Annotated in this window: 13 protein-coding genes; 1 reads left to right on the plus strand and 12 read right to left on the minus strand. The window is 73.2% G+C overall.

The annotated features are described in order from the left end of the window. Window positions 1-74 precede the first annotated feature (74 nt). A complete protein-coding gene (locus GA0070613_RS28305) occupies window positions 75-1,220 on the plus strand; it encodes an MFS transporter (protein ID WP_269459015.1) in 1,146 nt (381 codons plus the stop codon). 43 nt (window positions 1,221-1,263) lie between these two features. Here GA0070613_RS28305 and pheT read toward each other — a convergent pair whose 3' ends face one another. The 12 genes from pheT to GA0070613_RS28365 all read right to left on the minus strand — a co-directional run bounded on the left by pheT (window position 1,264) and on the right by GA0070613_RS28365 (window position 12,226). Then, window positions 1,264-3,843, minus strand: coding sequence for a phenylalanine--tRNA ligase subunit beta (gene pheT, locus GA0070613_RS28310; RefSeq protein ID WP_089015058.1), 2,580 nt, complete (start codon window positions 3,841-3,843; stop codon window positions 1,264-1,266). Between the two features lie 39 nt (window positions 3,844-3,882). Further along, window positions 3,883-4,962: a phenylalanine--tRNA ligase subunit alpha gene (gene pheS, locus GA0070613_RS28315; protein WP_089015059.1), complete on the minus strand. Its 1,080-nt coding sequence runs from the start codon at window positions 4,960-4,962 to the stop codon at window positions 3,883-3,885. 217 nt (window positions 4,963-5,179) lie between these two features. Next, window positions 5,180-6,019, minus strand: coding sequence for a TrmH family RNA methyltransferase (locus tag GA0070613_RS28320; protein WP_089015060.1), 840 nt, complete (start codon window positions 6,017-6,019; stop codon window positions 5,180-5,182). A 29-nt stretch (window positions 6,020-6,048) separates the two neighbouring features. Beyond that, on the minus strand, window positions 6,049-6,441 hold the full coding sequence (gene rplT, locus GA0070613_RS28325) for a 50S ribosomal protein L20 (RefSeq protein ID WP_030335718.1): 393 nt from the start codon (window positions 6,439-6,441) through the stop codon (window positions 6,049-6,051). Window positions 6,442-6,473: 32 nt separating this feature from the next. Then, window positions 6,474-6,668, minus strand: coding sequence for a 50S ribosomal protein L35 (gene rpmI, locus GA0070613_RS28330; RefSeq protein WP_089015061.1), 195 nt, complete (start codon window positions 6,666-6,668; stop codon window positions 6,474-6,476). 19 nt (window positions 6,669-6,687) lie between these two features. Further along, window positions 6,688-7,338, minus strand: coding sequence for a translation initiation factor IF-3 (gene infC / locus GA0070613_RS28335; RefSeq protein WP_089015062.1), 651 nt, complete (start codon window positions 7,336-7,338; stop codon window positions 6,688-6,690). 356 nt (window positions 7,339-7,694) lie between these two features. Continuing rightward, window positions 7,695-8,165: a PH domain-containing protein gene (locus GA0070613_RS28340; protein ID WP_172875915.1), complete on the minus strand. Its 471-nt coding sequence runs from the start codon at window positions 8,163-8,165 to the stop codon at window positions 7,695-7,697. Then, window positions 8,162-9,133 (minus strand): DMT family transporter, encoded by a 972-nt coding sequence (locus GA0070613_RS28345; RefSeq protein WP_231929536.1) that lies wholly within the window; start codon window positions 9,131-9,133, stop codon window positions 8,162-8,164. Before GA0070613_RS28345 ends, GA0070613_RS28340 begins: the two co-directional genes overlap by 4 nt. After that, the gene (hisG, locus tag GA0070613_RS28350; protein WP_089015064.1) at window positions 9,121-9,966 is read right to left on the minus strand and encodes an ATP phosphoribosyltransferase; all 846 of its coding nucleotides are present in this window, start codon (window positions 9,964-9,966) and stop codon (window positions 9,121-9,123) included. The genes GA0070613_RS28345 and hisG overlap by 13 nt, the downstream gene beginning before the upstream one ends. A 45-nt stretch (window positions 9,967-10,011) precedes the next feature. Beyond that, on the minus strand, window positions 10,012-10,275 hold the full coding sequence (locus GA0070613_RS28355; protein WP_089015065.1) for a phosphoribosyl-ATP diphosphatase: 264 nt from the start codon (window positions 10,273-10,275) through the stop codon (window positions 10,012-10,014). 185 nt (window positions 10,276-10,460) lie between these two features. Next, a complete protein-coding gene (gene ribH, locus GA0070613_RS28360; protein WP_089015066.1) occupies window positions 10,461-10,958 on the minus strand; it encodes a 6,7-dimethyl-8-ribityllumazine synthase in 498 nt (165 codons plus the stop codon). A 2-nt stretch (window positions 10,959-10,960) separates the two neighbouring features. Further along, window positions 10,961-12,226 carry a bifunctional 3,4-dihydroxy-2-butanone-4-phosphate synthase/GTP cyclohydrolase II gene (locus GA0070613_RS28365; RefSeq protein WP_089015067.1) on the minus strand — a complete coding sequence of 422 codons (1,266 nt, stop codon included), beginning with the start codon at window positions 12,224-12,226 and terminating at the stop codon, window positions 10,961-10,963. Window positions 12,227-12,251 lie beyond the last annotated feature (25 nt).

Here is a 12,251-nt window from a genome sequence, read left to right on the forward strand (position 1 = left end):
AGCCTGGGAGCGCTATGTCGTCTCCGCCCACCGCGAACCGGAGCGCATCCGACCCGGGATCCTTGATCAAGGTGGTGGCGTCGAGTCTGATCGGCACCACGATCGAGTGGTACGACTTCTTCCTCTACGGCTCGGCCGCCGCGCTGCTGTTCAACAAGCTGTTCTTCCCCGGTTTCGACCCGCTGGTCGGCACCCTGCTCGCCTTCGCCACCTACGCCGTCGGATTCGCGGCACGCCCGCTCGGCGGGCTGGTGTTCGGCCACTTCGGCGACAAGGTCGGACGCAAGAAGATGCTCGTGCTCAGCCTCCTGATCATGGGAACCGGGACCTTTGCGATCGGCCTCCTGCCCACCTACTCGGCGGTGGGCATCACGGCGCCGATACTGCTCGTGATCTTCCGCCTGTTGCAAGGGTTCGCCGTCGGCGGAGAGTGGGGCGGCGCGATCCTCATCGTCGCCGAACACGGCGGTGCCAAGCGGCGTGGCTTCTGGTCGAGCTGGCCGCAGGCGGGAGTGCCCGCCGGCAACCTGCTGGCGGTGGGCGTGCTCTTCCTCTTCGCCGCCACCCTGGACGACGCGGCGTTCGAGGCCTGGGGTTGGCGCGTGCCGTTCCTGCTGAGCGCCGTGCTCGTCCTCGCGGAGAACGTCTCGTACTACCTCTTCACCGTCTTCGTGCTGACGTACGTGACCAGAGAGGTGGGATTGACACGAGACACCGCGCTGAACGCCGTCCTCATCGCGTCGGCCGTCCAACTCGTCGCGATCCCGCTGCTGGGCGCGCTGTCCGACCGTATCGGCCGGCGGCCGCTCTATCTGGCCGGCGCGATCGGCGTCGGCCTCTGGGGGTTCGCGTTCTTCGCGCTGATCGACACCAGGTCGTTCGTCGCGATCGCCCTCGCCGTCACCGCCGGCCTTGTCCTGCACGCCATGATGTACGGGCCCCAGGCCGCCTACTTCGCCGAGCTGTTCGGGACCACCGTGCGCTACAGCGGTGCCTCGATCGGTTACCAGCTCGCGTCCGTCTTCGCGGGCAGCCTGGCCCCGATCATCGCCGTCGCGCTCCTCGCCCGTTACGGCTCGTCGACGCCGATCTCGATCTACCTTGCCGGCTCGGCGGTCATCACGATCATCGCGGTCCTGCTGTCTCGCGAGACCAGACAGCGCGAACTGTCCGCAGACGTCGGCGTCGACCGCGACGGTGTGCGCGGCACCGGAACCTGATGGGAGGGCCTGCGCAGGTAGTGCGCAGACCCTCCCCGACCGGTCAGGCGCCGCGGAGGACCGCGCCGAACCGGGAGGCTGCCTCGGCAACCGCCGCGTCGCGGGCGGCCACCGCCTCCTCGACGGTGAGCGTCCGGTCCGGGGCCCGGAACGTCAGCTTGTACGCCAGCGACTTGCGGCCGGCGCCGAGCTGTTCGGAGGCGTACACGTCGAAGAGCCGGACGTCCTCCAGGAGCTCGCCGGCCCCCTCGGTGAGCGCGCGCTGCACCTCGGCGGCCGGGACCGACTCGTCCACCACCAGCGCCACGTCGATCAGCGCGGGCGGGAAGGTGGAGATCGCCGGCCCGGTGACCAACGGCGCGGCGGGCAGCGCGTCCAGGTCCAGCTCCATGGCACTGGTCCGGCGCGGCAGCTCCAGCGCGGCCACCACCGCCGGGTGCAGCTCGCCCGCGTGCCCGACCACCGTGCCGTCGACCAGCAGCTCGGCACAGCGGCCGGGGTGCCAGGGGGCGTACTCGGCGGCCCGGACGGTGATCCGGTCGGCCGGGATGTCGGCGGCGGCGAGCACGGCGCGGCCGGCCTCCACCGCGTCCGCCCAGCCGGCCGCGCGACCGGCGCCCCACCAGCCGGCCGGCTCGAGGTCGCCGGCGAGCACCACGGCGACGTGCCGCGGCTGGTCCGGCACCACCGCGTCGGCGGCGGCGAACTCGGCGTCGGTCGGCCGACGGTCCACGCCCATGGCGGGCGGGGTGCCGGCGCCCGGACGCGGGTGGAACACCGCGCCGATCTCGTAGAGTGCGACGTCCCGCATGCCGCGACCCACGTTCCGCTTGAGGATGCCGAGCAGCGGACCGAGCAGCGTGGTGCGCAGCAGCGGCTCCTCCTCCGACAGCGGGTTCGCCACCCGGACCGCCTGCCGACGGGGATCGTCGGCGGGCAGGCCGAGCAGGTCGGGCAGCTCGGCGGAGACGAACGGGTGGGCCAGCACCTCGACGTACCCGCGCTCGGCGAGCGACCGGGCCACCGCCCGGCGCCGCCGCTGCTGCCAACTCAGCCCGCGGCCGGCGGGCGCGGTCGGCAGCACCGACGGCACCCGGTCGTACCCGTCGAGACGGACCACCTCCTCGACCAGGTCGGCCGGGTCGGTGAGGTCGGGCCGCCAGGTCGGCGGGGTCACAGTGAGCACGTCGCCGTTCCCCGCGGCCACCCCGACTTCGCCCGGGTCCTCGGCCAGCCGGTCGGTGGCCCGGACGACCGTGCAGCCGACCTGCTCCAGCAGGGCAACCACCCGCTCCGGGGAGTACGCCACCCCGACCCGCCGGGACGGCAGGTCCGCCGGGATGGTCACCGGACGCATCGGCCGGACGTGGTTGATGTCGAGGATCTCCTCGCCGACCATGCCGCCGCCGTGCTCAGTGAGCAGCCGTACCGCCCGCTCCAGGGCGACCAGCGCCATGGCCGGGTCGACGCCCCGCTCCCAGCGCTTCGCCGCCTCGCTGAACAGCTTGTGCCGGCGGGCGGTCCGGCCGACCATCGCCGGGTCCCAGTGCGCGGCCTCGAAGAGCACATTGGTCGTGGAGGCGATCACCTCGCTGGTCTCGCCGCCCATCACCGCGGCGAGCGAGATCGGGACGCCGGCGCCCTCGCCCGCGAGGGGGCTGGGCAGCCCAGCGTCGCAGATCACCATGTCCTCGGGGGCGAGGGTGCGGCTGACGCCGTCGAGCGTGGTCAGCTTCTCCCCCGGCTCGGCGCGGCGGACCACCAGCGGACCGGTGATCCGGTCGGCGTCGAACGCGTGCATCGGCTGGCCGAGTTCGACCATCAGGTAGTTGGTGATGTCGACCGGCAGCGAGATGCTGCGGATGCCGGCGACGGTGAGCCGCTGGGACATCCAGCCCGGCGTGTCCGCGGTCGGGTCGATCCCGCGGACCATCCGGGCGGCGAACCGGTCGCAGCCAACCGGGTCCCGCACCTCGACCGGGTACGCCGGACGCTCGCTGGCACCGGGCGCGGGGGCGAGGGCCGGGTCGCGGAACGGCACGCCGAGAGCGTGCGATAGCTCCCGGGCGATGCCGCGCACGCTCAGCGCGTACCCGCGGTCCGGGGTGATCTCCATCTCGACCACGGTGTCGTCGAGGCCGACCACCGGGCGGGCGTCGTCGCCGGGCTTGGCCGGGGTGTCCTCGGGCAGCACGATGATGCCCGAGTGGTCGTCGCCCAGGCCCAACTCCTTGGCCGAGCAGATCATGCCGTTGGAGTTGCGCCCGTACGTCTTGCGCGCGCCGATGACGAAGTTCCCGGGCAGCACGCCGCCGGGGAGGATCACCACCACCTTGTCGCCCGGGGCGAAGTTCGTCGCCCCGCAGACGATCTCCTGCGGCTCGCCGGTGCCGTTGGCGTCACCGACGTCGACCAGGCAGAACCGGATCGGCTTCTTGAAGCCGGTCAGCTCCTCGATCTCGCGTACCTCACCGACCACCAGCGGCCCGGTGACCGTCTCCCGCAGGTCGACGATGGACTCGACCTCGATGCCGAGGTCGACCAGCGCCTGCTCCAGGTCGCCGGTGGGCAGGTCGGCGGGGAGGTCGACGTACTCCCGCAGCCAACTGACAGAAACTCGCATGACTCAGACCACCGTCTCCGTTGTCCGTACCCGCATCGCCTACGCCCCGGCCCCGAAGGCGCGGGTGAACCGCACGTCCCCCTCGACCATGTCCCGCATGTCGCCGACCCCGTGCCGGACCATCACCGTCCGGTCGATGCCCATGCCGAAGGCGAATCCGGAGTAGACCTCCGGGTCGATGCCGCAGGCGCGCAGCACCCGCGGGTTGACCATGCCGCAGCCGCCCCACTCGACCCACTGCGGCCCCCTGCGGTGCTCCGGGAACCAGACGTCGAACTCGGCCGACGGCTCGGTGAACGGGAAGTAGTGCGGCCGCCACCGGGTCTTCGCCTCCGGCCCGAACATCGCCCGGGCGAAGTGGTCCAGGGTGCCACGCAGGTGCGCCATGGTGATGCCCTTGTCCACCACGAGCCCCTCCACCTGGTGGAAGACGGGGGCGTGGGTGGCGTCCAGTTCGTCGGTGCGGTAGGCCCGGCCGGGCACGATCACGTAGATCGGCGGCTTGCGGGTCAGCATCGTGCGCGCCTGCACCGGCGAGGTGTGGGTGCGCAGCACCAGTCCGGAGCTCTCCGCCCCTTCCGGCGGTGCGATGTGGAACGTGTCCATCAAGCCTCGGGCCGGATGGTCGGCGGGGATGTTGAGCGCGTCGAAGTTGGTCCACTCCAGCTCGACCTCGGGCCCCTCGGCCACCTCGTAGCCCATCCCGACGAAGAAGTCGCTGATCTGCTCCATCAGCAGACTGATCGGGTGGCGGGCGCCGGGCGGACGCCGGTCGTACGGCAGCGTGACGTCGACCCGCTCCTCGACCAGCACCCGCTCGGCCTGCTCGCGCTCCAGGGTCTCCTGCCGGGCGGCGTACGCGGCCTCGATGGCGCGGCGGGCCTCGTTGACCCGCTTGCCGGCGTCCGACTTGGCGGCCGGCGGCAGCGCGCCGATCTCCCGCCGCGCCAGGGAGACCGGGGACCGGTCACCGAGGTGCGCGGGGCGCAGCGCGGTCAACGCGTCCGGGTCGGCGGCGGCGGCGAACGCCTTCTCGGCGTCGGCCACGGCGGCGGCCAGGGCGTCCGGGTCGAGCAGGGCGACCTGCTTCGGGTCGTACGGATCGTTGCGGTAGCTCATGGCGTACGGGCACTCCCTCACGGCGGCGCCGACCCTCACGGGCGGCTAGGCGAGTCTACGGACGCGCGGCTGTGCCGCAGCCCGCCGGTGGGAGTTACGCAGGAGGAAGGGTCAGGCCCGCCGCCCGCCGACACCGGCGGGCTGGCTAAACGAACGCCGTGGCGCGTTCACCATGCGGACGACTCCCCTGCTGTGTTGCCGCGCGACCGGGTGACGGTCAGCGCAGCGCTCTGGCTGAAGCGTACAGGCAGACGGCGGCGGCCGCAGCCAGGTTCAGGCTCTCGGCGCGCCCGTGCAGCGGCACCCGGACCCGGGCGTCGGCGGCGGCGGTCAGCTCCTCGGGCAGCCCGTGCGCCTCGGAGCCGAACAGCCAGGCGGTGGGGGCGGCGAGCCGCCCGTAGTCGATGAGGTCGTCCAGGTCGCTGTCGCCGTACCCGGTGGTGGCGAAAATCGAGAGCCCGGCGGTGCGTAGCGCTTCGACCGCCGCGAGCGGGTCGGGGGCGCGGACCACGTCGACGTGGAAGAGGCTGCCGGCCGAGGACCGCACACACTTGCCGTTGTACGGGTCGACGGCGTCGCCGGCGAAGACCACCGCCCCGGCGCCGGCCGCGTCGGCGGTGCGGAGCACGGTGCCAGCGTTGCCCGGGTCGCGGATCTCGGCAAGCACCGCGACCAGGCGCGGGCTCCGGGACAGGGCGGTGTCCAGGGGGACATCGAGGTGCCGGCAGACGGCGACCAGGCCCTGCGGGGCGACGGTCTCGGCGAGCGCGGCCAGCCCCTCCTCGGTCACCTCGGAGACCGGCACGTCGGCGCGGGCGGCCTGGGCCGCCAGGTCGGCGTACCGGTCGAGGGCAGCCGGCGTACCGAACAGCTCGGTGACCGTCCCGGCGCGGGCCAGGGCCTCGCGGACCGCCTGCGGGCCCTCGGCCAGGAACCGGCCGGTGGCCTCGCGGTCCCGGCGGCGCTGGAGCCGGCGGGCGGCGACCACCCTGGGGGTACGCGGGGTGAACGGGCCGGAGACAGCGTCGAGGCGCCTCCCGCGCGATGGTGACTGCATGGGAGACGCCTCGATCTGCTGCGGGTGGATCAGGCGGCCTGGGCCGCGGCGCCACCGGTGCCCTCGGCCGCCACGGCGGCGCGGGCCAGCTCGACGATCGCGGCGAACGCCGCGGCGTCGTTGACGGCCAGGTCGGCCAGGATCTTGCGGTCGACCTCGATGCCGGCCAGGCGCAGGCCCTGGATCAGCCGGTTGTAGGTCATGCCGTTGGCCCGGGCGCCAGCGTTGATCCGCTGGATCCAGAGCTGCCGGAAGTCGCCCTTGCGGTCACGACGGTCCCGGTAGGCGTACTGCATCGAGTGCAGCACCTGCTCCTTGGCCTTGCGGTACAGGCGGGAGCGCTGACCGCGGTAACCGCTCGCGGTCTCCAGCAGGGTACGACGCTTCTTCTGGGCGTTCACAGCCCGCTTGACGCGTGCCATCTCAACTCCTTCTTCGGCTCAGGTGGCGCGCGTCAGCGGCCGAGCAGCTTCTTGATGCGCTTGACGTCGGCCTTGGCCAGCTCGACCGTGCCGGTCAGCCGCCGGGTGTGGGTGGAGGACTTCTTCTCCAGCTTGTGGCGGAGGCCGGCCTGCTGGGCAACGATCTTGCCCCTGCCGGTCACCTTGACCCGCTTGCCCGTACCCGTGTGGCTCTTCATCTTCGGCATGTGGAACGTCTTCTCCCTGTTACTGGCCGCTGGTGTCAGCGGTCGGGCCGGTCTCGCCGGCTGCTGCGGTCTCGCCGGCCTCCGGGGTCTCGCCGGCCTCTGGAGCACCGGCCTCCTCCGCGGCCCGTTCCCGAGGTCCACCGCGGGACGCCGTGGCGGCGACCGCGGAGGCCTTCACGGCCCGGTGCGGGGCGAGAACCATGATCATGTTTCGACCGTCCTGCTTCGGAGCGGCCTCGACGTATCCCAGGTCCGTGATCTCCGACTCGAGCCGGCGCAGGAGCCGGTAACCCAGCTCCGGGCGGCTCTGCTCGCGACCGCGGAACATGATCGTCACCTTGACCTTGTCGCCGGCCTTGAGGAACCGCACCACGTGACCCTTCTTGGTCTCGTAGTCGTGCGGGTCGATCTTCGGCCGGAGCTTCATCTCCTTGATGACGGTCTGCTGCTGGTTACGCCGCGCTTCGCGCGCCTTCAGTGCGCTCTCGTACTTGAACTTGCCGAAGTCCATGAGCTTGCACACCGGCGGGCGCGCCATCGGCGCAACCTCGACCAGGTCCAGGTCGACGTCCGCGGCCAGCTGCAGGGCGCGCTCCAGCGGGACGATGCCCACCTGCTCACCCTCAGGGCCGACCAGTCGGACCTCACGTGCCCGGATCTGTTCGTTCACGCGTGGTTCGACGCTGATGGGGCCTCCTCGAGTCGAGTCTCCTGCGGTGCCGACTCCGCGGGCTCCCGGACGGGAGCCGACCCGGAAAGCAGAAGGCCCCGGCGCATGCCAGGGCCCGCTCGACCGGTCGGCACGATCACAGGATCGCGCATCCGGGACCGGGATGTCCCCGGAACCGGTGACCGGACCCGGCCACCGTCAGGGGCAACTCGGGTGGGAGCAGGCGCTCCGCTTCACGACCGCCCGCACGTCGGAACGGGGGCAGTCTGGTCGACTTGGCAAGACTACACCCTCGCCCCAGCCATCCCCAACTCGCCCCGCCCGTCCGCTTGCGCCCCGGCCTGCGGATTTCCGGCTCAGCGGGCGGCGGGGTCGCCGGCGAGGGCGGTCAGGTGCGCCTGGTGGAGACGGCGCAGGGCGCGCACGCCCTCGACCGCCAGCTCCTTGTCGGCCGCCTGCAGGGCGACCATCGGCAGCAGGTCGTCGTCGTGCAGCTCCAGGCTGGCCCACGGGGCGCCCCGGTCGAAGCGGACCCCGCGGACGACCTCCCAGGGCAGCTCGTACGAGCCGATCACGTTGCGGACCCGGACGCCCCTGGCGTCGGCCACCACCCGGGGCCGGGTGAAGAGCAGGATGCCGAGCGCGCCGAAGACGCCCAGCCCGATCATGGCCAGTTGGTCGCCGCGCTGGAAGGTGCCGTAGCCGTCACCGGTCCGGCCGGTCAGCGAGGTCGCCACCAGGCTGAAGACCACCAGAAGGGTCGCCGCCGAGGCCCAGCAGACCAGCCGGATCCGCCGCGGCCGCAGGGTCACCAGGGAATCGCTCACCCCACCAGTCTGCCATCCGGCTCCGGGCTCCGGTCCGGTGCCACGCGGACCGGGGCGCGTCGCCGGCCACCGGCCACCACGACCGCGACCACGGTGAGCGCCGCGCCGGCCAGCACCGGCAGCCGCGCGCCGGCGCCCCCGGGCAGCAGGACGTCCAGCAGCAGCGCGCCGCCGAGCTGCCCGGCGACCAGCGCCAGGCCGGTCCGCAGCACGCCGACCGCGCGTACCCCGACCAGCAGGGAGAGCACGATGCCGACGCCGAGCAGGCCGCCCCCGTACAACCACCACTGCCCCGGCCAGCTGGGGCGGGCGGCGAACGCGCCGACCAGCGCCGCGACCGCCAGGATCACCGGGGTGCCGACGGCGAAGTTGACCGCGATCCCGGCGGCCGTGGTGCTGGCGGCGGAGACCCGGCCGTTCAGCGCCGACTGGAGGGCGACCGCCAGGCCGCCCGCCACCGCGAGCAGCACCAGCCCGACCGCCAGGTCGCCGACCGGCCGGCCGAGCTGGGCCAGGGTCACCGCGCCGACGCCGAGCAGCGCCCCGGCCACCCGGGGCACGGTGAACGGCAGGCGCCCCGCCGGAGCCAGGCCGGACCGGTCCACGGCCAGCCCGCCGACGCTGCCGCCGGCGACCTGGGCGATGGTGAAGACCGCCACCCCGAGCACCGGGACGACGTACGTGCCGATCACCACGATCGCCGCGCCCCCGAACCCGCCCAGGTACGACCACCAGGGCAGCCCGGACCGGCGCAACGCGGCCAGCCCGGCGCGCATCGACGGGACGGCGAGCAGCCCCACCGCGACGAGCAGGCTGCCGCCGAGGTTGTTGACCACCGCGCCGAGCACCGGGTTGCCGGCGCGCTCGCCCAGCTCGGCGTTGACCACGCCCTGGGCCGCCGAGGCCGCCCCGCCCAGCACCACCAGGGCGAGGGCGGCCGACGAAGGGAGCGGCCTCACAGCCGACACGCGTGGATGTTGGTGACCAGGATCGCCCGGGCGCCCAGTTCGTAGAGCTCGTCCATGATCCGGTGCACGTCGTCGCGCTGCACCATCGCCTGCACGGCGACCCAGCCCTCCCGGTGCAGCGGGGAGACGGTCGGCGACTCGATCCCGGGGGTCAGCGAGCTGGCCCGGTCGAGCAGACCGGCCGGCACGTCGTAGGCGAGCATCACGTAGCGCCGGGCGACCAGCACGCCGTGCAGCCGGCGGAGCAGCTGCTCGGCCTGGGCGCAGCCGGGCGCGCCGACACGCCGGACCAGCACCGCCGAGGAGACGAGCAGCGGCTCGCCGATGATCTGCAGCCCGGCCTGGCGCAGGGTGGCGCCGGTGGAGACCACGTCGGCCACCACGTCGGCCACGCCGAGGCGGACGGCGTTCTCCACCGCGCCGTCGAGCCGGATGACGTCCGCGGTCAGCCCGTTGTCGTCGAGGTAGCGGCGGACCACCCCCGGGTACGCCGTGGCGATCCGGTGCCCGCCCAGCTCCTTCGGCGAGTCGATGGTGTCCGGGCCGGCGGCGAAGCGGAAGGTCGCGCCGCCGAAGGCGAGGTCGACGACCTCCTCGGCCGGGGCGCCGGAGTCGACCAGCAGGTCCCGACCGGTGATGCCGAGGTCCAGGTCGCCGGAGCCGACGTAGGTGGCGATGTCCCGGGGACGCAGGTAGAGGAATTCGACGTCGTTGGCCTCGTCCCGGCAGACCAGGTCCTTGGGGTCGCGGCGCTGCCGGTAACCGGCCTCGCGCAGCATCCCGGCGGCCGGCTCGGCCAGGGTGCCCTTGTTGGGAACGGCGACACGCAGCATGACGGAGTGCTCCTTCGATCGGGATTGATCAACGGGTGGGGGCACTCACAGATGTCGGTACACGTCCTTGAGCTCGAGACCGGTGGCGAGCATCAGCACCTGGGCCTGGTAGAGCAGCTGCGAGATCTCCTCGGCGGCCCGCTCCGGGCCCTCGTGCTCGGCGGCCATCCACGACTCGGCCGCCTCCTCGACGACCTTCTTGCCGATGAAGTGCACCCCCTGCTCCAGCGCGGCGACCGTGCCGGAGCCCGGGGTGCCGGCAGCGGCCTTGGCATGCAGCTCGGCGAACAACTCCTCGAACGTCTTCACGGGATGCGATTCTTCCAGTCACCCGGACCGGCGACGCGCTCCGGGTCCGGGCGCGCCACCTTCCCCACGGCCCATCGGCACCCCGCGGCAGACGGCGATCATGAAGTTGTTGCCTCGACACGCCGCTGACACCGGCAACAACTTCATGGTCACCGCCTCGGGCGCGGGGCAGGGGGCGGGGCGGGTCAGCCGGCGAAGCCGACGCGGTGGCCGTTGGTGGCCAGGTTGCGGATGGCCAGGGCGGCGTCCAGCGCGGCCACGGTGGCCGCCCAGCCCTTGTCCTCCGCCGAGCCGGGCAGCCCGGCCCGGTCCCGGGCCTGCTCGATCGTCTCCACCGTGAGCACCCCGTGCGCGACCGGCTTGCCCTCGTCCAGGGCCACCCGGGTCAGCCCGTCGGTGACCGAACGGCAGACGTAGTCGAAGTGCGCCGTCGCGCCACGGACCACCACGCCGAGGGCGACCACCACGTCGTACCGGCGGGCCATCGCCTGGGCCACCACGGGCAGTTCCACCGAGCCGGCGACCCGGGCCACCACCGCCCGGGCGCCGCACGCCTGCGCGGCGGCGACCGCCCGGTCGACCATGTGGTCGGTCAGGTCGCCGTGCCAGCGCGCGGCGACCACGCCGACGGTCAGCCCGGCGGCGTCCACCGTCGTCACGCCCGGTTCGCCGAAACCCGCCATGTCTACGCTCCGATCTCGTCGCCGTCGACCGGGCGGCCCATCGGCGCCTCGGTAACCTCGTCCAGCTCGTCCAGCAGGTGCCCCATCCGGTCCCGCTTGGTCCGCAGGTACCGCACGTTCTCCGGGTTCGACCGGATCGGCAGGCCCTCGCGGCCGCTCACCGTGAGGCCGTAGCCCTCCAGGCCGGCCCGCTTGGCCGGGTTGTTGGTGAGCAGCCGCATCGAGCGGACGCCGAGGTCGTAGAGGATCTGCGCGCCGGTGCCGTAGTCCCGGGCGTCGGCGGGCAACCCCAGGTCGAGGTTCGCGTCCACGGTGTCCCGGCCCTGGTCCTGGAGCTGGTACGCCTGGAGCTTGTGCAGCAGGCCGATCCCGCGCCCCTCGTGCCCGCGTACGTAGAGGACCACCCCGCGCCCCTCCTGCGCCACCCGGGCCAGCGCGGCCTGCAGCTGAGGGCCGCAGTCGCAGCGCAGCGAGCCGAAGACGTCCCCGGTGAGGCACTCGGAGTGCACCCGGACCAGCACATCCTGCCCGTCGCCGAGGTCGCCCATCACCAGCGCGACGTGCTCGGCGGAGTCGTAGTCGCTGCGGTAGCCGAGCGCCCGGAACACCCCGTACGGGGTGGGCATCCGCGCGTCCGCGACCTGCTCGACCTGCTTCTCGGTCCGCCGCCGGTACGCGATCAGGTCGGCGATGGTGATCAGGGTCAGCCCGTGCTCGGCGCAGAACTTCTCCAGGTCCGGCAGGCGCATCATGGTGCCGTCGTCGTTGACCAGCTCGCAGAGCACGCCGGCGGGGCGCAGTCCGGCCAGCCGGGTCAGGTCGACGGCCGCCTCGGTGTGCCCCGGCCGACGCAGCACGCCGCCCTCGCGGGCGCGCAGCGGCACCACGTGCCCGGGGCGGGCCAGGTCGGTGGGGTCGGTGGCGGCGTCGGCGAGCAGCCGGATGGTGTGCGACCGGTCGGCCGCGGAGATGCCGGTGCTGACCCCCTCCCGGGCGTCCACGGTCACCGTGTACGCGGTCCCCCGCCGGTCCTGGTTGGTGTGGTGCATCGGCGGCAGGTCCAGCCGGTCGCACTCGCTCTCGGTCAGCGGCACGCAGATGTAGCCCGAGGTGTAGCGGACCATGAACGCGACCAGTTCGGGCGTGGCCAGCTCGGCCGCGAAGATCAGGTCGCCCTCGTTCTCCCGGTCCTCGTCGTCGACCACGACGACGGGCCGGCCGGCGGCGATGTCCGCCACCGCCTGCTCGATGCTGCCAAAGGCGCTCATGCCGGCACTCCGCTTCGCTCCGTGC

This window comes from Micromonospora inositola, assembly GCF_900090285.1.
Taxonomy (GTDB): Bacteria; Actinomycetota; Actinomycetes; order Mycobacteriales; family Micromonosporaceae; genus Micromonospora; species Micromonospora inositola.

What these genes read in the sequence shown, in the direction of transcription:
- pheT (WP_089015058.1), bottom strand. Translation starts at nt 3,843, where the DNA reads ATGCGAGTTTCTGTCAGTTGGCTGCGGGAGTACGTCGACCTCCCCGCC.
- rpmI (WP_089015061.1), bottom strand. Translation starts at nt 6,668, where the DNA reads ATGCCGAAGATGAAGAGCCACACGGGTACGGGCAAGCGGGTCAAGGTG.
- rplT (WP_030335718.1), bottom strand. Translation starts at nt 6,441, where the DNA reads ATGGCACGCGTCAAGCGGGCTGTGAACGCCCAGAAGAAGCGTCGTACC.
- hisG (WP_089015064.1), bottom strand. Translation starts at nt 9,966, where the DNA reads ATGCTGCGTGTCGCCGTTCCCAACAAGGGCACCCTGGCCGAGCCGGCC.
- pheS (WP_089015059.1), bottom strand. Translation starts at nt 4,962, where the DNA reads ATGAGCTACCGCAACGATCCGTACGACCCGAAGCAGGTCGCCCTGCTC.
- GA0070613_RS28320 (WP_089015060.1), bottom strand. Translation starts at nt 6,019, where the DNA reads ATGCAGTCACCATCGCGCGGGAGGCGCCTCGACGCTGTCTCCGGCCCG.
- ribH (WP_089015066.1), bottom strand. Translation starts at nt 10,958, where the DNA reads ATGGCGGGTTTCGGCGAACCGGGCGTGACGACGGTGGACGCCGCCGGG.
- GA0070613_RS28365 (WP_089015067.1), bottom strand. Translation starts at nt 12,226, where the DNA reads ATGAGCGCCTTTGGCAGCATCGAGCAGGCGGTGGCGGACATCGCCGCC.